We start from the raw sequence: 20,038 nt of genomic DNA on the forward strand, positions 1-20,038 counted from the left end.
CACGTCGGCGTGACTAAAGAATGTATAGGTTGGGCTGCTGACGGGCCGATTGAACCGCAGCGATGATCTGGTCCAGTTGTCGTTGTGTGGTGCTGCTGTTTAATGAGAAACGAATGATGTTTTTGTTAGGAGTGGTTGCTGGCTGACAAAAAACGGCGCCGAATACGTGTTTACTCTCTAGGAAATCTCGTACGTTTTCTGTGTTTCTCTCATCACCCGTTTCAAGCGTGACGATTTGTGATTCGCTACGAATCGTTACGCCGATTTGCGTCAGCTGTTGTTTCAAATAACGACTGATTTTGCGCAAGTGCACGCGCTGGTGGTCACTTTGGCGAATGATCTCTAAGGTTTTGTCGAGTCGCTCAATTTCATAGGGCAACATGGCTGAGCTAAATACCGCTGGGTAGCCAACAAATGGAATGCACTCATTTGCTCGATTGTTGCACCAAATCGCTCCCGCCCGATAGGCAAACGTCTTCGCTAAACTTGCGGTCATAAAATCAACTTGGTGGCTGAGTTTGAGGCTCTTGAGCAAACCTTCACCATGCTTGCCATGAGTGCCAAGGGAATGGGATTCGTCTATAACCAGAGCGCAGCCATTCTCCTTCGACATTAAGACAATATCGATGAGAGGGGCAACCGTACCTATTGTGCTATACACCGAATCAATCAAGACTAAACCGGGTCCGTGGCGGCGAATCAGCTTTTGTAAGTGACGGACATTGTTGTGCATAAACGGGTGGATGTCTGCCCCTGCAATTCTTGCCCCTTCCCAAAGTGACATGTGGGCAAAGAAGTCAATATACACCTGGGTTTCGCTATCACAGATGGTTTGCAGTAAGGCTAGGTTTGCTGACCAACCGGATTGAGATAATAAACAGGAGCTAAATCCTGTGTAGTCTGCCAGTTTGCGCTCGAGCGCAGGTTTTCTATCTTCACTTTGCAGGAACACGCCAGACATGACGGATGTGTGCCGTTTTTCGAGAATGGCTTCGGCGTGACGGTGAATGATCTCGGGGTGGTTCGCGAGATCAAGATAATCATTGCTTTGCAGTACAATATCGTCATCGTTGGGCTGGGCACCCATCACCAAATGTTTACCGTTTTGATGGCAGTTAACGAGCTTCGCTAAGTGATGTTCTATCTTTTTGTTGATGAATTCTGGAGATGGAGGGCATAGGTTTAGCGTATTCATAATCGTATATCCTTTATTTGAAACCATGCGCCAGCTGACGAAAGAATATATGAATGAAATTTAATAATGTTTCTAGCTAAGATAATTATATTTTCGTGGTAGGTTACAAACAAAAATATCAACTATAATGCATAAGGGAAGTCTTCCCTAGGCTACGGCACTATAACTTACTGAAAATCCGGCGATAAAAGTTAGCCTTTTGCAACGTTTCGGGTTCAGAAAAACGCGTACAAAAGCAGGCTAGGGCGGAAACTGTTAAAGGATAGAAATAGCAAATAGATGGCTAGTTTGCCGCTTGATTAGTGCGGTCGGAAGAAAACAGCTCAGGCCAGTACATTTTTATGTAACCCACCGAAACCCAAATCACCAATCCAGTCGCGACACTTAACTCGAACAGCCCAAAATGGTGGAGCCAATGCCATTGAGGGTGATATTGCTCAAAGAAGCTGGTGAGTCGATGCATTGCAATGGCGCTGATGACAGACGGAAACGTAACCGCTGCAATAGAGGGCTGAAACTTAAGCCGAAGTAATCTGAAGTAACACAAGTAAATAAACAGCGTCATGGTGACCGCTATGCCAGCGAGAGCTCCGGTGAGGATTGGATCTGGCTGCGGAAAGTTCACTAAGTAGGTCGCCAGCGTCAGGTTAATTGGTGCCGCCATAATAGCAAGTGTGGGTCTGGCGCGTCTTGGCAGCATCCCTTCAAACATTAAGCGATAAAGTACCAGCGGCAGCATGAAAAAATAGATCGCGATACAAACTGACACCAAGGTTTCGGAGAATACGGTATGACCAAACTGAGTGCCAGCCAGTGAGCTACTGATAAGCCCAACGGGATACAAGAACCAACTAGGGACGATGTTCGATATTTTGAAGTTGGTTAATTGGAAGCCAAAGAACATCACCATCATGGTGAGGTGCAGTAATAACGCCGCAAACCAAAGTGGATAGGCGACAACGGGTGAAATCACCGCTAAATAATCGCATAGAATCAGTAGTGCCATGCTCATTGGAGCCATCAAGCTGCCACTAAGCGGATTGCGAATATCGTTAATGAATGTATTCGCATTGGTGAGGTATTTAACTAAGACAGGAAATAGCAATATCGCGCCAAGAGAGGCGAGATAGGGACGCACAAACTCGCCAACTTCAGGAATATACAAGAACCACGCATGTCCCAATCCAATAACACCCAGTGCAAGTGCGGCTTGCGATGGGGGTACACTCTGAAATTGTGTTAAGCGTCTCCAGTTCAACGACCTATTCCTACTTTGTGCGAGTAAATGCTCTAAAAATCGGTCGAAGGTTTTGCGAGTTACCGATTTTTCTGCGCAGATGATAACAAGCCAAACGGTTGCGATGCAATTATCATTTCACTTCGCTAGGGAGGTCTTCCTGTCTTAACTTCTCATTTTTAAGAGTTCTGTGGAGCAATTGACTGTAGATCGGCTGCCCACCGAGCATTTGGGCAAAGACCACTGCACCTAAGCTGGTGATGATCAAAGGCAGGATCAAGTAGTAGTTATTGGTCATTTCGATCACCAACAGTATGCCTGTAATTGGCGCTCTCACGGTTGCGGCAAACAGTGCGCCCATTCCTGCAATCGCGAACATACCGGGCTCGATCATCAAGTCAGGTAACAATTGGTGCGCAATCAGACCAAACGCATAGCCAAACAAGGTACCTAAGGCTAACATTGGCGCGAAGATACCCCCCGGAGCGCCCGAACCAAAACAGATCATGGTTGTGGCGATACGGGCGACAAAGAGCAACAGAAGAAATCCAGCGGTATAGCCGCCGCTGGCAATATTGGGAATCAAGGTGATTCCGCCGCCTGTAATCTCTGGCATGTAAAGTAGAGTGATGCCGAAGAATCCCCCAATTAAGCTACCGGTAATCAAATAGCGCTTACGTTCGTTTTTGTGGATTCTGGCAAAGAAGTCTTGTGACAGTGTCACTAATTTATTGAAAACCACGCCAAAGATACCAAACATAATCCCAAGTAAGAGAAAGAGCCAAAGTGCTGGTAATTCCGGTGGCTGATACTGAGGTAAGGTAATGACGGCTGATTGCCCATTAATAGCGCGAAAGACAATATTGGCTGAAACCGCAGAAACAATGACCGCTTTTATCGAGATTAATGAGTAACGAAATTGAGGACGCATCTCTTCAACGACAAACATAATCCCCGCTAAAGGTGCATTGAATGCCGCCGCTAAGCCACCGGCAGCGCCAGAGGCCAGTAGGCTGTGTTTCGTGTCGTCATCTTTGACTCGAAAGATATCGGTTACCATGCGACCAATCGCGCCGCCCATCTGAACCGTCGGACCCTCGCGACCGAGCACCATGCCGGAGCCGAGGGTACCCATACCGCCAAAAAACTTAACAGGGATTACTCGCCACCAGCGTACCGGGCGAATTCCATCCATCGCACCTTCGATTTCCGGTATTCCAGAGCCCGCGGCTTCTGGTGCGAATCGATGCACTAAAAAATAGCCAATGAATGCCAGCGAAGCGCTAATTAAAAATGCGCTTAACCAGAGTGGTAGAGCGCTTCCAATAGAATCTTTCAGCCAGTCGGTACGGGTTTCAGAAACAAAGTGCACCGCCAACTCAAATAGAGTGCCAACAAAACCAGCAAGAACGCCAACGATGATCGAAAGTAACAAGACTGAAACGGGCGTTTTGTCTTTGGAGAGAAATTGATTGATCGCGTCCTTGGGTACTGCTGCGAGTAGGGACTGCTTGAATTTCTCTCTTTTTGTCATGGAGTGTTTTGCCTCGTACGATAAGCGGTGGAAATGATGTTACGGCAAATTATACGCCGGTCTATGCGTAACTATAGCGACAAGAATGGAATATTGATTTTCAAATATGACAATTTATTGAGACTCGTGGCGAATCGAGAGGATTTAATTATCGGATCGGTATCACAGAACCGATTAAATAGGGGAGATGACCAGCTTGCAAACTGGTGGTTTTGAACCATAGTTAAAGGGTAAGACAACTCGAACCAACCCGCATGGAGGAAATAGTGTCTTACCTACAATTTGGATGGATTCAATGATAAAAATTGAAAATCCTCGTTTTATATCGAGTGGCGTAAGTCGCACTCGATTCGCAGACTCACGATTGAGTAACGAGGGATAGGGCGCACTGAATGGTGCGCCTTTTGTCGTTTAGAGAGAGTTGATATTTGATATGCGTTTTAGCACGCCTTCTAACTCATCCCATGGCAATAATTGGCTATCAATGACCTCTAGTCGGCTTTCAAACCCTTCAAGAGACATTTGATTCACCGAAACCACGCCATTGCTAACATTGAATGCAAAACAGCCGTTGTTCGTATTGAGAACACCTTTTACGCGTTCAGCGGTAAGGTCAGATAAAACTGAGAAAAGGTCATCAAAGTCGAACTCGACTTCAGCACCAAATATCCAGCCACAGCTAAAGTAACCCTGTCCTTTGTTTTCTTTACGGACAAAGGTTTGGTTTGGCGGCAACTGAAATTGCGGCTCTTGTTCGGCATGCTCGTGGTGATGCGACTCAACCTCATTCGACTCAGTAGGGTTTCGGCGCGGACTATCAAGTAACTCGATTGGGAAATTACCTTGCTTTACCAGCTGGCTAAAGATTTTCGGCGGGGATTGATCGGTAACCCAATCGTTAAATGCGTCAACATCACCCACATGACATTCATCCACCTTATTACCGATTACAATGTCGGAGATGGCTAATTGATCATTAAAGTTCTGATTCTCAAGATATTTTGGATTTGAAAGGTTACGTGGATCTACCAAGCCGATTGTGGCTCTTAGGTCGATGTAATCTTTAAACTGACTTGACGTCAACGTAGCAAGAACTTTATGTGCGTGGCCAAGGCCTGTAGGTTCAACGATTAGACGATCTGGGTTGGTACGTAGCAGGGCGGTGATAGCGACAGACATAGGCACACCAGCGGCGCAACACATACAACCACCAGGTACTTCTTTAATCAAAGCGCCTTGCTCGGTCATTAACGCGCCGTCGATACCAATCTCACCAAACTCATTGACTAGCACTGCCCAATTTTCACTTTCGGGCTTGTTCTTGAGTAGATTCAAAATGGCTGTTGTTTTCCCCGTGCCAAGAAAACCGGTGATGATGTTGGTTGGAATTCTCATAGAAAACTTCTCATTGTTTGTTTTGTTACACTATAACAAAAACTCAATCTTTGTGATCAAAAAAGGGCAGTGATGTGCTGCCCTGTTTAAGTCTTCTAGCGCTTGTTTCTGAGGTAGCGTTTGCGACGTTCCTCTTTCTTCTTCGCTTTTTCTTCTGCTTTGCGTGCTGCTTCAATCTCAACTTCAATCAGCTCTTGAGTGATCATTTCTGGTCGCTCTAGCGTGATTTGTCCAAGCGTCCCGCCTCTTAATTCATGAAGGAGAATCTCAGAGCACTTGTGAAGATCCACTCGACCTCCGGCGCGCAGTGCACCCCGTTTGCGACCAATCTCTTCCATTAGCTCAATATCTGACTCAGGTAAGTCTTCAATTTGATAACGCTCCTGTAATCGCTCAGGGTAGGCCTGGGCCAGATATTCGACTGTGTAAAAAGCAACTTCGTCATATTCCATGGCAGTGTCTTTCACTGCGCCAGTCGCGGCCAAACGAAAACCGCTGTGTGGGTTTTCGACTTTTGGCCACAAAATACCCGGGGTATCAGATAAAACGATGCCGTTTTGCAAGTTGATACGTTGTTGACGTCTAGTCACCGCAGGTTGGTTGCCAGTGACTGCGATGGTTCGACCTGCAAGGGCATTAATGATGGTGGACTTGCCCACATTCGGGATCCCCATAATCATGGTGCGAATGTTTTTACCAATCTCTTCGCGGTGGGGAGCAAGCTTACGAACAAGCTCCATGATTTTATTCACTTCGGCTTGCTGTGACGTAGTGATCGCGATCGCTTTTACATTGTGTTCTTTCTCAAAATGATCAATCCAAAGCTGTGTTAGCTCTGGATCGGCAAGGTCTCGCTTGTTCAGCACTTTGACAACAGGTTTATCACCTTTGAGCTCGGCGATCATCGGGTTTTCACTACTAAAAGGAATGCGAGCGTCGAGTACTTCAATAATGACGTCTATTTGAGGAATCGCTTCTGCAATCTCTTTTTGAGCCTTATGCATATGGCCCGGAAACCATTGAATGGACATGGGTGTAACCTTGGTATTCTTAATTTGGCTCAATTGTAAGGGTTATAGTGCTAGAGTAAAGCGCAACTTAACCTCCAATGCGTTTGGGTCTCTCGCTCGGAGGCGTCGATTCTGACTCAAGAAATGCCAACCATTTGTCTACGGCGAGTGGTTTCGAGAAATAGAACCCTTGTGCAAGATCGCAACCAATACCTCGTAGGGTATTCGCGTGTTCACGTGTTTCCACGCCTTCAGCCACCACAGCTAAATCTAACACTTGTGCGAGTTTCATGACCGCGCAGGTGATTTCGAGATCGACATTCGAATGGCTAATGTCCTTGATAAAACTTCGATCCAGTTTGAGGCAGTCGGCGGACAAGTTTTTTAGAACAGACAGTGATGAGTACCCAGTACCAAAGTCATCAATGGCTATTTTGAATCCCTTTTGGTGGAGTTTATTTATCGTGTCGGCACAGGTATCCACGTCTCGCATCATATCGCGCTCGGTAATTTCAAGCATAAAGTCGCTCGCTGAGCCGCCTGTCTCGTCGAGTATTGCCTGAAGCTGATCCGCAAGGTCTGACATGTAAAACATCCTGGCTGAGAAATTGATGGAAACGAGCATCTCAGGCAAAGGAACATGATGAGTTTTCCAGTTGGCAAGCAAACTTGCCACTTTGCGAAACACCCATTTATCGATCTCAATGATAAGGTCTGACTTTTCGGCGACTTCAAGAAAGCTCACCGGAGGCAAAAGGCCAAGTGATGGATGTTGCCAGCGGACTAAGGCTTCTGCACCAACGGTGGCACCGGTATCGAGATTAATCTTCGGTTGGAAGTGTACGACCAGTTCATCATTCTTAATCGCGCGATGTAAACCGATATTGGTATCGATGAGGTCATTCACCTCTAGGGTCATTTCATCGGTGTAAATGCGGAACTGGTCTCGACCGTTTCGTTTCGCGCAGTACATGGCGGTATCCGCGTTTCTAACCAGTGTTTCGCCATTGTGTCCATGTGTTGGATACTCACAGATACCAATACTTGCAGAGACAAATATGGTTCTCTCCTCGATGTGATAAGGCATACGCAACGCGAGATTAAGTTTGTGAGCAATGGTTTTCCCTTGGTTCAGGTCTGCGTTATCGATAACGATCATAAATTCATCGCCACCCATTCGTGCGACAAAGCCGTGCCCCTCAATTTCCTCTCTAAGAATATCGGCGATCTTCACCAACAAATTGTCGCCGGCAGCATGTCCCAAGGAATCATTTACGGTTTTGAACTCATCGATATCGAGGTAGAGCAAAAGGAACTTCTGCCCGTTTTGCTCAGAACCTTCAATTTGCTCAGCCAGTTTTTTGGTCGCGAGTAGGCGATTGGCTAAATGGGTGAGTGGATCATGGTGCGCGAGAAAGTCGAAGTTCTTTTTTTCTTCGTTAAGGTCGCTATAGGCTTCGGCAAGACGCGACGCCATGTTGTTATAGGCGTTTTCTATGTGGCTCCATTCATCACTGCGCCCAAGGTCAATTGGGTTATCGGCACCTTCGGTAACCAAGTGGTCAAAGCCTTTTTTCAAATCTTCGAGCGGTTTTCTGATGTGGCGATTCACAACGAGGTTAACCAGCAAAACCGAGAAAAGAAACGCCGAGATACTGATGACAATAGCATTGAAGCGAGACTCTTCCATCTCCTGTTCTAGTTGGTTGGTTAACGCAAGGGCTTGATTTTGCACTCTTGATTCGGTGCGTTCGACGGCTTGCAGCAACTCAGTTTGTGCATTAATCAAGGCTTCCATTACCACCCAACGTTGCTCAAGGTTGGCTTTGATTCGTCGCAACGCCGAATTATAGCGTTTAACTGTTTTGGAGATCGCCGCTTTTTCCTCGATGACAGTAGGGCTGTCAGAGTCAACATTTTCAAGGTGGAGCAAGAAAATATCGAGCTCTTTCTCGACTTCGATCAGGAGGACTTTCTCGGTCTCCGGTGTTATTCGACTATGAATATCACTGATCATTTTGCCAACGGTCAGGAAGGATTCTCTGAGCATATTGACCAGATCAAGTTCGTTGTTGTAGCGCTTAAAATCAACTGACCCCATGCTTTGGAGTTTGCTGCTCGCAATTGCCAATTCTAGCGAATCCAATTGCTGGGCGAGCTTCGTGTCGATCTTATCTGTTTGCTTTAAGATACGGTTAAGGGCTAGAGAACTGCCTAAAAACCGATGGAAGTTGTCGATAAAGGCATCAATGCTTAAAGAAAACTCCTGATTAGTCGATAGATCTCGAAGTCGCTGCAGCTGAAAATCAATGTTAAACGCCTCTTCAGACAAGGTTGTTTCGCTAAAGAGAAAGGTTTGTTCTAACAGTTTTACCCGAGAGGTGAGCTCGAATACGTGACGACTGATCTCAGAGTTAACAATCAACTCCGACACGTGAGTAGAGGTTTCCTTTTTGAGTGTTGACTCAACAAAGTAAAGGGAGCGAATCACTACAAAAACCGCAATGCTCACCACTAACAAAGAGAGCATGCTAGAGATGATCAGTCGTTGGGTGATGTTGATATGTTTGAACATCATTCTGGCTTCCAAATCTTCAAGTAGGCCTCTCTGTAACCATTTTCAGGGTCATAAACACCTCTTCCACGTGCGCTAATAAGGGCGGAGACGTTTTCTGGAGTAACAAGGTGGACGGGGGCTGAATAACCACTTGGCGGCAAATTGCTAAAGGCTCGATTGAGCTCGTCAATGATCTGCCACCCTTGGAGATAAAGCGGTTCGGGTACGGTTGCCAACTGAAATCTATCGCTGTCTATTCGCTTGTAAGCGGCTTTACTGCCATCACCCGCAGAGATGTTGTTAGGGACGGTAGAATGTTTTTGCTGATAAGTTTCTAAAGACGGGATGGCGTAATCAATGTAAAGGTCATTAATTGCTAAAATATGAGTGATTCGCTGACCATATTTACTCCACATTGATTCCATTGTGTCGGGCATTTGCTCAGCGATTTTGTCGAGATGAAGGGGTTTAACTTCAAGCAGTTCACAGCTTTTACAGCGCTTGATGGTCTCTGCCATCGCGTCTGATTTGAGGGTGGCGATTTTGTAGTTGGGATCGGTAAAAATAAGCGCGTTCGCTTTACCATCGGAATCAACAATCGCTAATAGAGCTGCGACTTCAGCAACATCGTGAGGGTCGGTGGTGATGTTAGTGTACAAGCCATTTTCAATACTCACACCGGCCGCTTCAGTGGCATGCCAGCCAACGATAATGATGCCTTTGCTCTGCGCCAGTAAAAGAACGTCTTTGTGCCTGCTGGCATCAATCCCTCCAAGTACAATGGCATCTGGCTCGAACCCGATCGCTTTACGGATCGCGGCTCCTTGGCGAACTTCTGACCCTAATCCATCAATAAATCTTAAATGCCAATCGAGATGAGAGTTTGCCTCAGACATGCCCTTAGCTACGCCGTAAACCCCGCCGTTACGTAGGTCAGAGGCGACGAAAATGACATTTTTATCGTAAACCGCTTTTGGCCCTTTCACTGGACCGTCCCAAATAGCGCTGTCCGAAATGGCTTTCTCTACTTGGGTTCGTGCGTACGTAAGAAACGAGTCTTCTTCGATCGAGTCAAACTCTTGAGCGAAGACAACCACAGGTAAACACATTAGCAAGCGCAATAAATAGTTAATCATCAAAATTATAATTGGCAATCTATATTATATTTGTCATGTATATTTATAATAATGTTATTACACAATCAAACAATTGGTAACATTCATGACGATAAACCGACGAAAGTGGCTAGTGAGTGGTGTTTTTTCCCTGTTAAGTGTTGCAACAATCATTCTAGTCCCGACTGCGCAGTCTGCAGATGAACAGGTAAAACAAAATTTTCAAGCCACGGTAAGTGCCGATCCCATTGAGCTTAGCTCGCCAGCAAAAGAAGCGGTAAGGATCGCGGTCATTTACCCCAGTGCTGACATTTCCGATTTTTGGGTAAAAAACTATACCGCATTAACCAAACGCCTTTTTGCTCTGAATGTTCCTTTTCATATTGATGAGTTTTCATCAAAGCAAATCGAGCACTCCCTTCAAACCGAGTACACCAAACAAGTACTCAACGCCGAGAAACCTTATGACTTTGTCATTTTTGGTCCCTCTGAACTGGCGTTGCAAGCCGACAACATCCAAGCCTTATCTAAATCTGACAGGTTTAAAACCTTTATATGGGCATTTCATACGCCCGTTGCTGAGTGGGAGCATCAGCCGGATGCTTGGTTCGATTTTTCCAGCGAAATGGGTGCGGAAGTGCTGTGTGACCATGTAATTAACCACCTTGGGACGGACGTTGAATTTGCGGCGAACCGAGGCATTCCGGGCATTACTGATACGCAACGCTCTCAAGGCTTTATCGACTGTGTTACTGAAAAAGGTGAGTGGCTCACCGCCTACGAGCATTTTGGTCAGTACCAGAAACTGGGAGGCGCTGATGGAGTAAGACTTGTCCTTGATAACTTCCCTGAAGTATCGGTGATTCATAATGCAAATACCGCAATGACAATGGGCGCGATCGACGCGCTACGCGAAGCCAACCGCTTAGATGATATCTATGTGACTGGTTGGGGTGGCACCGCGAAAGAAATCGAAAAAATTCGTACCGGAGAGTTAGATGCAACGCCGATGCGAATGAGCGATGATCTTGGCGTCGCGACAGCAGAAGCGATTAAGGCTCATCTCGAAGGGCGGGCAAACCAAGTGCCACGGATTTACTTAGGGCGGATTACAGTGGTGCATAACGAAATGGCTGAGCGAGAGTTGAACATGCTCACCCGTGAAGCATTTCGCTATTCTGGCGCTCAATAGCGTCGCTCAACTTTTGATTGTAATGTGTGCAAGGGACCGTGCCTGGCTAGCACGAGGAATCAAATTTTAGTCACTTAACACGCTTAAGTGCTTAAAGTGTGATATTCATATTTTGTCATATATTGAAAAATGTTTATATTCCCGTGCTACAAATAATTACAACTAAAGTTGAGAAAAATGAGCGCTGCCCAAGAACGTGAAACATCATTGAGAGACGATGAACAACTCGTTTCTACTACCGACACAAAAGGCGTGATTACCTACAGTAATGACGCCTTTTGCCGTATTGCTGAATATCATCGCGACGAACTCATTGGCCAAAACCATAACATTGTTCGACATGCCGATATGCCCAAAGCAGCATTCGCTGATATGTGGGCAAACCTAAAACAAGGTAAAGCGTGGCGAGGCATTGTAAAAAATCGTACCAAGTCGGGCGGATATTATTGGGTCGATGCCTATGTAACGCCAATTTATGACAACGGTACAATCAGCGGTTACCAATCCGTGCGCGTTAAACCTAAGCCAGAATGGGTTCGTATTGCCTCTGCTGCGTATCAAGGCTTACTCAACGCAGAGAAAAATGGCCGCACTTGGTCACTAAAAATTTCAGATTCGGTGAGATACGCGGTGCTACTAGGCTCATTGCTTGCACCGTTAGCCTCTAATGCGTTGGAACTAGAAGGCGCAATGCAGTGGTTAGCTGGGTTGTTGCCGGCTTCAGTACTTGCGCTGCTGTTTAGACAAGAACTCATTGACACGCCAAGAGAGCTCAAAAAGCTTCAAAACAAGTTTGATAGCGTCAGTCGTTTAGTTTATTCGGGGAATACACCTTTTTCGGTTGCAGATTTCCACTTAAAAATGATGTCTGCGCGCATCCGCACCGTGCTAGGGCGCATGACTGATTCTGTCAAACCTTTGCAATCACTCTCTGAAAACCTCAACTCAACAGCGGTTGAAGTATCACAAGCATTAGACCAGCAAACCACCAACATTCGCCAAGTTCGGATTGCGACGGAAGAAGTCGAAGTGGCGGCTAATGATGTATCCAATAGTACCTCCGAAGCGCACCAACTTATTGGAATTACGCTAGAAAACTGCACAAAAGCAAAAGCCAGCATCGAACAGACGCATCACAACTTGGAAAACCTAGGTGTTCAAGCTGAAAAAGCGACCGCAACGACCTACGAACTTAGTGAACAAGCGCAAAAAGTCAGCGACATGATGGAAGAAATTGGTGGCATCGCGGCACAAACTAATTTGCTCGCACTTAATGCGGCGATTGAAGCGGCTCGCGCAGGTGAGCAAGGTCGAGGATTTGCGGTGGTTGCTGATGAAGTTCGAGCGCTTTCTGGAAGAACCTCGAATGCAACGGTACAAATTAAAGAGAGTATTGACGTCATGCTGAGTACCATTGGCGCTTGGCAACAAGAAATCATTGCCAACCAAGAGCAGACAATGGAATGTGGGCATGCTGCGCAAACCAGTTCCAAACAGCTATTGGAGGTAGAGAGCATGATGCAGTCAATGGGGCAGCTAATGAACAGCGTTGAACAAGCCGCCCAATCGCAACGCAAACTCTCTTCAGAAGTGAGTGCACATATCCAGTCCATTGCTGCGACGGCTGAGCAAAACTTGGCAGCGACTTACTCAGTGAATGAGCATTCAAAAGCGCTCAACCTTCAAGTGCAAGAGTTCCATTTGCTCGCGAAGCGTTTCGAAGAGAAGTAAACGGTTGGCAGGCTCCCTCTAATTGGTTAATTTAGAGGGAGTTTTACCTTTAAGAGCGCAAATACGAATGCACGATCTTAACGCTTTGCATGTGTTGGTTACTCTACTTAACACACGCTCCACCCAGCGTGCGGCTAAAAAGCTTGGCCGTTCGCAATCCTACGTTTCTAAGGTGTTAGCCCAACTAAGGGAAGAGCTCGATGATCCTCTGTTTGTTCGGGACTCTTCAGGGCTTATGCCTACCGATTACGCATTATCGATTGAACCAAGAATCAAAAACGCCCTTGAGCAGCTTGATCTTGCATTGACTCCTGAAGAGTTCGATCCAAGTAAGTTGAGCAGAGTAACACTGCACATTGTTGAGCCTTACTTGGTCGAAATAGGCAAGGATTTAATTCAGGCGATACGCGCTCAAACCAACGCTGTTATTGAGCTGCGTCAGTGGAGCGAGCATAGCGAATCACAAATTCTTGATGATCAGGTCGATCTGGGTTTACATGTGCTTAATGATAAGCCGCAAAGTTTCTATCAAAAGAAAATCCACTCGGGAAGTGGCATCTTTGAGGGCAATCAAGAGGGCGAGTACGTCAAATTTATCATTTCTGGTATCAATGAGCATCATGACCACTTTAAGGCGCTCGACCCTAATCTGGAAGCGAGTATCGTGGTCGACAGTGTCCATCTAATCAACCAATTGATGGACGATTGCTTCACGCTACGTTACGAGCCTTACTACGATGACAAGAATTTATCACCACTCAATTTGGATATGGCTTTGATATGCAAAGCGTCGTTAAGATCTGCGCCAAAACAACAGTGGTTGATGGATTTGATCATCCCCATTGTTGATACTCACGTTGCCGCACGGAAAAAGACAAGAAACCAATAAGCACCCCGAAAGGTGCTTCTTGAGATTTACGCTTCCTACAATGCCGATAGGTAGGACTTGTATGCTTTTAAGCGCACGGTTGCGGCACCAATAATATCCATAAAGCCGAGCGCTTCATGCGGTTTTTTCGCCGATACCCATCCAGAGCCGGTCGCACCAATAGGCACGTTGTAGCCAGCAGGTTCTTCAAATTCAATCACAATCGTACGGCCGTGACTTCCTGCATTATTGCCGACATGTTGACGTACATGCTGTGAGCCATTAACCACTGATACTCTTGCTTCCCCCGTGCCTGCGGTTAAGCTGTGCACACGGCCGCGGAATATTTCCCCCGGATAGGCATCGACGTAGAACTCAGCAAACTGACCAACTTCGATATTACGGTAAGTTTGGTCGGCAATGCGCATCTCAACGAACTTCTTATTGGTGTTGTAGAGGTGCATGTTACCTAAGCGCGTACCTTCGACGATGTTAGCGATAGAGACTTGCCCATCAAAAGGCGCTCGAATTTCACGACGTTCGTTCTGCCAATTCGCCGTTGCCATTTGCGCTTCGACACTTAGGATTTGAGCATTCACCGCAGCGATCTTTGCCTCAGTCGATTCGATGCGTGTTCTCAAGTCGTCTCGTTGTGACTCTTGTGCGAAATCGTTGAGCTTAGTCAGACGATCGAGTTGCTTTTTGTCATTGTTGACTTGGTGCGTCAGCGCGAGAATCTCAGCTTGCGCTGCGTCTTTTTGTGCCTTTAATCCATCGAGCTGCGCTGCGGTGTCTTCAGTTCTAAGCGTGTATATCAGATCGCCTTCTTTAACCATTTGGTTGTGCTCAACAAATACTTGTTCGACCTCTTGGCCAACCAGCGGGCTGAGTACCGCATGGGGCGCTTTCACGGTGGTGCTATCAGTTAAATCAGCAGGTGACCAAAAGCGATGAGCGGTAAACAGTGAAAATGCAATTAGGCCGCCTATACCAACGATGATGACAGCGTTCTTTAGTGTCCAACGAACGACGCCAGTTTTTACAAGCAACCAGCAGATAAATACATACGGTAACATGATCTCTTTCATGACTTATTCCTCTGTTGCTTTGTTTGATTGGCGACCGTTGCGGATTATGTTCGACAGTTCGGCGGCGAGTACATCCCAACGAGCGAATGCAATGATGATGGCGAGTACCCACCATGTTTTATCAATAAACAAGCCACATAGAGAAAGTGCGAATACGATTTGAGTGTGCGCGCTCGACATTTTTGCAGCGCGATGGACCGCGACTTCATGCAATTGCCACATCAAATAAACCACGTAGACGAGAATGGCGACGGTGACAAAAAATATGAACCCCATAAACACTTCTGAATCGAGCAACGTCAGAATCGCGGGGTAGCCGTTTGAAAAGTACTCCTCTGGTAACTCTTTACCATGAATCGTGCCCAGTTTTGATAACAGTACAGAGGCACTCAAAAGAATGGCAATGGCGCCGATGAGCTTGATTGAATAAGAGAAAACGGTTTTGGCTATCCTTGTCAGTTTACTATCTATTCCATTAGAGCGTAGGGTCTTAGAAGGTGTGGATGACATAGTTTCGCCTTATTTATTGCTATGCCATGAGAATAACGGATGAGCGGTGTAATTTTGGAATAATCGAAATTCCAGAGCGCAGATTATGGTTTGTGCCAAGAAACAAAAAGCCCCACTCGCGTGGAGTGGGGCTTTACAAGCTATATGAGCTTTGAAGCGATTAAGCGAGAAGCTCTTTCGCTGTGTTCACTACGTTTTCAGTAGTGAAACCGAACATCTTGAACAGTTCGCCTGCTGGAGCAGATTCACCGAACGTTGTCATACCGATGATCTTGCCGCCGAAGCCAACGTACTTGTACCAGAAGTCAGCAATACCCGCTTCGATAGCGATACGCGCCGTTACGTCTGATGGCAGTACTGCTTCACGGTAAGCCGCATCTTGCTTGTCGAATGCATCTGTTGATGGCATTGACACAACGCGTACTTGTTTACCTTCAGCTGTTAGCTGTGCTGCTGCTTCTACCGCTAGCTCAACTTCAGAGCCTGTTGCGATAAGGATAAGCTCTGGCTTGCCTTCGCAATCTTTTAGGATGTACGCACCTTTAGCGATGTTTGCTAGTTGCTCTGCATCACGCTCTTGCTGCGCAAGGTTTTGACGAGAGAAGATTAGCGATGTTGGACCGTCTTTACGCTCGATAGCCAGTTTCCAAGCGACTGCAGATTCCACTTGGTCACATGGACGCCATGTGCTCATGTTTGGTGTTAGACGTAGCGATGCCATTTGCTCTACTGGTTGGTGAGTTGGACCATCTTCGCCTAGACCGATAGAGTCATGCGTGTACACTTGGATATTCTGAACTTTCATCAGAGCAGCCATGCGCATTGCGTTACGTGCGTATTCCATGAACATTAGGAAAGTTGCACCGTATGGTACGAAACCACCGTGTAGTGCAATACCGTTCATGATAGCTGTCATACCGAATTCACGTACACCGTAGTGGATGTAGTTACCCGCTGCATCTTCAGCAGAAACAGACTTAGAACCAGACCACATAGTTAGGTTAGAAGGTGCTAGGTCAGCAGAGCCGCCTAGGAATTCTGGTAGCATAGCACCGAATGCTTCTAGCGCGTTTTGAGACGCTTTACGTGATGCGATGTTTGCAGGATTTGCTTGAAGGTCAGCAATGATTGCGTTTGCTTTCTCTTCCCACTGCGCTGGTAGTTCACCGTTTACGCGGCGTTTGAACTCTGCTGCAAGCTCTGGATATGCTGCTTCATAAGCTGCAAGTTTCTCGTTCCACGCTGCTTCCTTAGCTGCGCCTGCTTCTTTCGCGTCCCACTGCGCGTAGACATCTTGCGGAATTTCAAAAGGACCGTGCTCCCAACCTAGCTCTTTACGTGTTGCTGCGATTTCTTCAGCGCCTAGTGGTGCACCGTGACAGTCGTGTGAACCAGACTTGTTAGGTGAACCAAAACCGATGATAGTTTTAGTACAGATTAGAGTAGGGCGAGGGTCTGCTTTAGCCGCGATGATAGCCGCGTTGATCGCTTCAGGATCGTGACCGTCTACCGCTGGGATTACATGCCAACCGTAAGCTTCAAAACGCTTAGGTGTATCGTCAGAGAACCAGCCTTCAACGTGACCATCGATAGAAATACCGTTGTCATCCCAGAACGCGATCAGCTTACCAAGACCTAGCGTACCTGCTAGAGAGCATGCTTCGTGAGAGATACCTTCCATCAGACAGCCATCACCCATAAATGCATAAGTGAAGTGGTCAACGATGTCGTGACCAGGCTTGTTGAATTGTGCCGCTAGAGTTTTCTCAGCCAGCGCCATACCGACAGCGTTAGTGATACCTTGACCTAGTGGACCTGTAGTTGTCTCGATACCTGGTGCGTAACCGTACTCTGGGTGACCAGGAGTCTTAGAGTGTAGTTGACGGAAGTTTTTCAGATCGTCGATTGATAGCTCGTAACCAGCAAGGTGTAGCAAAGAGTAAATCAGCATAGAGCCGTGGCCGTTTGAAAGCACGAAACGGTCGCGGTCAGCCCACTCTGGGTTTGAAGGGTTGTGGTTTAGGTGAGAGCGCCAAAGAACTTCAGCGATGTCAGCCATACCCATAGGTGCACCAGGGTGACCAGAGTTAGCTTGTTGAACACCGTCCATGCTTAGAGCACGAATTGCATTTGCTAGATGTTTGCGATCCATAATAAATACCGATTATTAGATTGTTTCTTAGAAAGGATGTTAAGAGGGGAACGCAAACGTTCCCCTTTTTAAATTCTGCTGATTAAAGTTTTGCTTCAATCATTGCTTCAAGTTTGCCTTGGTCAACTGCGAAGTTGCGGATACCTTCTGCAAGCTTCTCAACCGCCATTGGGTCTTGGTTGTGATCCCATAGGAACTCAGCGTGAGTCATTGGTGCTGGACGCTCTGCCGCACCTTTAGAGTCAACTAGCTTCTCTACGACTTCACCTTCAGCAGCTTCTAGCTCAGCAAGAAGTGCAGGCGCGATAGTGAGACGGTCACAACCAGCTAGCTCTAGGATTTCGCCGATGTTACGGAAGCTTGCGCCCATAACGACAGTGTTGTAGCCGTACTCTTTGTAGTAGTTGTAGATCTTAGTTACAGATAGAACACCTGGATCTTCTTGAGCTTCGAAGTCACGGCCTTCTTTCGCCTTGTACCAGTCCATGATACGACCAACGAATGGTGAGATTAGGAATACGCCAGCTTCAGCACAAGCACGAGCCTGAGCGAAAGAGAAGAGTAGAGTAAGGTTACAGTTGATGCCTTCTTTCTCTAGGATTTCTGCTGCGCGGATACCTTCCCAAGTAGAAGCCAGTTTGATCAGGATGCGATCGTTAGTGATGCCCGCATCGTTGTACATTTTCACTAGTTGACGTGCTTTCGCTACGCTGCCTTCCATATCGTAAGATAGACGAGCGTCTACTTCAGTAGAGATACGGCCTGGGATAGTTTTTAGGATTTCTTTACCGATGTTTACCGCTAGCATGTCACAAGTGTCTTGTACTTGTTGCGCTTTATCAGAGCTTTGAGCTTTAGCGTATTCGATTGAAGCATCGATTAGAGGAGCATACTCTGCGATTTGAGCTGCTTTTAGAATCAGAGAAGGGTTAGTTGTTGCATCTTCTGGTTGGTACTTTTTGATTGCGTCAATTTCACCAGTGTCTGCTACTACAGTCGTTAGTTTACGAAGTTGCTCTAATTTGTTGCTCATTCCGATCATCCTATTTCATGGGTCTCATATATAGATGGCTATATATGGAGAGTGCATTTGCAAGCGAGTTAACCAATAGTATTGAACAAAAACCACCAGTTAACTTTAAACTTTTTCGCGTCAGAACAATTGTTGTGAACATTTGCTCTGTGCTTGAGTAAATGATGGGTTCATAATTATCTTAACCACGCAGAAAGTCAATCATCTAAACAGGGTTAAAGTGACATCCATCAACTATTTTTTGCATTCGTTGATGCGCAAAATCGTGATAAACGTTTGCCCTTTATTTCCAGGGCTTGTGCGAGAAATGACGTGCCCATTTTGTGAGCTGAGAATATGTCACGTAGATGAGCAAATGTTGGCATTTTGATTGCTTATGACATATGCTACAGCACTGAGCATATGTCATGTAAAAATTGCGCTTTGGAATCGAATCTATGAGTAAATCTGCCAACGAGTTGACTGACGACAACACAGACCTACTAACGGAAATCTCCGTTGCCTACTATCAAGATGGGGCAACGCAAGAGGAAATATCGAAAAAATTCTCAGTTTCCCGAGCCAAAGTCGGCCGGATGCTTAAGCAAGCACGCGATGAAGGCATTGTCGAGATCACCGTAAAATACCACCCAGTATTTAGCGCCAAAATTGAACAACGACTTATTGAACGCTTTGGTGTGAGGCGGGCGCTGATTGCTTTAGACCAACCTGTCGAAGATCAACAGCGCCAACAAGTGGCTGGCTTGGTTTCGAAATACATGGCGAGCTCAATACAAAATGGGGCGGTAGTCACCGTTGGACAAGGAAGAAACGTGTCAGCGGTGGCGCATCATGTTGGGGTTATTCCGCAACGCGATGTTAAGTTTGTTTGTGGGATTGGGGGGATTCACCCAAGAGGCGGTATGTTCAACGCAGACCACATTTGTCGCCAATTTGCCAAAAGCTATGGAGGGTCATCAGAAACGCTTTATGCACCGGCTTACGCTGAAAATCGGGAGCAAAAAATGGCATTCATGCAAAATGCAACAGTAAAGCAGACTCTCGATCTTGCACGAAAGGCTGACGTGGCGCTTGTCGGCATTGGGGATATGAGCGAAAACAGCTACATGGTAGACCTAGGTTGGTTTACCGCTGATGAGGTCGTTCAGTCACGGATGCAACAAGGTGTTGTTGGTGATTTTGCCGGTTATGACTTTTTCGATATTCACGGACAATCTGCAAGAACAGTGATGAGCGACCGCGTAATCGGCTTGAGTATTGATGAATTTCGACCGATCTCTGAAGTGATCGCCATCGCAGCGGAAAACAGTAAACCGCTCGCCCTGCTTGGCGCACTTAGAACGGGCGTGATTGATGTCATTGCCACAAGTGTAAGCAACGCATTGACAGTGCTCAACCTTGATGAACAGATGAAGTAGAGT

Annotated in this window: 15 protein-coding genes; 4 read left to right on the forward strand and 11 right to left on the reverse strand. The window is 46.5% G+C overall.

The genetic code is table 11. The annotated features are described in order from the left end of the window. Nucleotides 1-13 precede the first annotated feature (13 nt). The 7 genes from cqsA to RJ47_RS00570 form a co-directional block, all read right to left on the reverse strand. Nucleotides 14-1,195, reverse strand: coding sequence for an alpha-hydroxyketone-type quorum-sensing autoinducer synthase (gene cqsA, locus RJ47_RS00540; RefSeq protein WP_039480407.1), 1,182 nt, complete (start codon nucleotides 1,193-1,195; stop codon nucleotides 14-16). A gap of 283 nt (nucleotides 1,196-1,478) precedes the next feature. Further along, nucleotides 1,479-2,453, reverse strand: a complete 975-nt coding sequence (locus RJ47_RS00545; protein ID WP_039480410.1) for a TDT family transporter — start codon at nucleotides 2,451-2,453, stop codon at nucleotides 1,479-1,481. Between the two features lie 112 nt (nucleotides 2,454-2,565). After that, entirely contained in the window at nucleotides 2,566-3,966 is a 1,401-nt protein-coding gene (gene clcA, locus RJ47_RS00550) for a H(+)/Cl(-) exchange transporter ClcA (RefSeq protein ID WP_005471274.1), read from the reverse strand. A 411-nt stretch (nucleotides 3,967-4,377) separates the two neighbouring features. Beyond that, nucleotides 4,378-5,361 (reverse strand): CobW family GTP-binding protein, encoded by a 984-nt coding sequence (locus RJ47_RS00555; protein ID WP_039480413.1) that lies wholly within the window; start codon nucleotides 5,359-5,361, stop codon nucleotides 4,378-4,380. Nucleotides 5,362-5,456: 95 nt separating this feature from the next. Further along, entirely contained in the window at nucleotides 5,457-6,392 is a 936-nt protein-coding gene (ylqF, locus tag RJ47_RS00560; RefSeq protein ID WP_005471371.1) for a ribosome biogenesis GTPase YlqF, read from the reverse strand. A 67-nt stretch (nucleotides 6,393-6,459) separates the two neighbouring features. After that, a complete protein-coding gene (locus tag RJ47_RS00565; protein ID WP_039480415.1) occupies nucleotides 6,460-8,949 on the reverse strand; it encodes an EAL domain-containing protein in 2,490 nt (829 codons plus the stop codon). Continuing rightward, nucleotides 8,946-10,064 (reverse strand): substrate-binding domain-containing protein, encoded by a 1,119-nt coding sequence (locus RJ47_RS00570; protein ID WP_038217313.1) that lies wholly within the window; start codon nucleotides 10,062-10,064, stop codon nucleotides 8,946-8,948. Before RJ47_RS00570 ends, RJ47_RS00565 begins: the two co-directional genes overlap by 4 nt. 85 nt (nucleotides 10,065-10,149) lie before the next feature. On the opposite strand from RJ47_RS00570, the gene RJ47_RS00575 reads away from it, so the two are divergent. The 3 genes from RJ47_RS00575 to RJ47_RS00585 all read left to right on the forward strand — a co-directional run bounded on the left by RJ47_RS00575 (nucleotide 10,150) and on the right by RJ47_RS00585 (nucleotide 13,855). Continuing rightward, a complete protein-coding gene (locus tag RJ47_RS00575) occupies nucleotides 10,150-11,235 on the forward strand; it encodes a substrate-binding domain-containing protein (RefSeq protein ID WP_052237887.1) in 1,086 nt (361 codons plus the stop codon). A 177-nt stretch (nucleotides 11,236-11,412) separates the two neighbouring features. After that, complete coding sequence (locus tag RJ47_RS00580; RefSeq protein WP_039480418.1) at nucleotides 11,413-12,966, forward strand: methyl-accepting chemotaxis protein; 1,554 nt, start codon at nucleotides 11,413-11,415, stop codon at nucleotides 12,964-12,966. Nucleotides 12,967-13,033: 67 nt separating this feature from the next. Beyond that, on the forward strand, nucleotides 13,034-13,855 hold the full coding sequence (locus RJ47_RS00585; protein WP_039480422.1) for a LysR family transcriptional regulator: 822 nt from the start codon (nucleotides 13,034-13,036) through the stop codon (nucleotides 13,853-13,855). Nucleotides 13,856-13,890: 35 nt separating this feature from the next. On the opposite strand, the gene RJ47_RS00590 is transcribed toward RJ47_RS00585, so the two are convergent. The 4 genes from RJ47_RS00590 to tal all read right to left on the reverse strand — a co-directional run bounded on the left by RJ47_RS00590 (nucleotide 13,891) and on the right by tal (nucleotide 18,617). Next, entirely contained in the window at nucleotides 13,891-14,922 is a 1,032-nt protein-coding gene (locus RJ47_RS00590; RefSeq protein ID WP_005471236.1) for an HlyD family secretion protein, read from the reverse strand. A 3-nt stretch (nucleotides 14,923-14,925) separates the two neighbouring features. Next, nucleotides 14,926-15,432 (reverse strand): hypothetical protein, encoded by a 507-nt coding sequence (locus tag RJ47_RS00595; protein ID WP_005471228.1) that lies wholly within the window; start codon nucleotides 15,430-15,432, stop codon nucleotides 14,926-14,928. A gap of 160 nt (nucleotides 15,433-15,592) precedes the next feature. Beyond that, a complete protein-coding gene (tkt, locus tag RJ47_RS00600) occupies nucleotides 15,593-17,584 on the reverse strand; it encodes a transketolase (protein WP_039480426.1) in 1,992 nt (663 codons plus the stop codon). An 82-nt stretch (nucleotides 17,585-17,666) separates the two neighbouring features. Further along, nucleotides 17,667-18,617 (reverse strand): transaldolase, encoded by a 951-nt coding sequence (gene tal / locus RJ47_RS00605; protein WP_038137037.1) that lies wholly within the window; start codon nucleotides 18,615-18,617, stop codon nucleotides 17,667-17,669. Between the two features lie 437 nt (nucleotides 18,618-19,054). Between tal and RJ47_RS00610 the strand changes: the two genes are divergently transcribed. Continuing rightward, entirely contained in the window at nucleotides 19,055-20,035 is a 981-nt protein-coding gene (locus RJ47_RS00610; RefSeq protein ID WP_038187140.1) for a sugar-binding transcriptional regulator, read from the forward strand. The last annotated feature ends 3 nt before the right edge of the window (nucleotides 20,036-20,038 follow it).

Source organism: Vibrio sinaloensis, assembly GCF_000808535.1.
Lineage (GTDB): Bacteria > Pseudomonadota > Gammaproteobacteria > Enterobacterales > Vibrionaceae > Vibrio > Vibrio sinaloensis_D.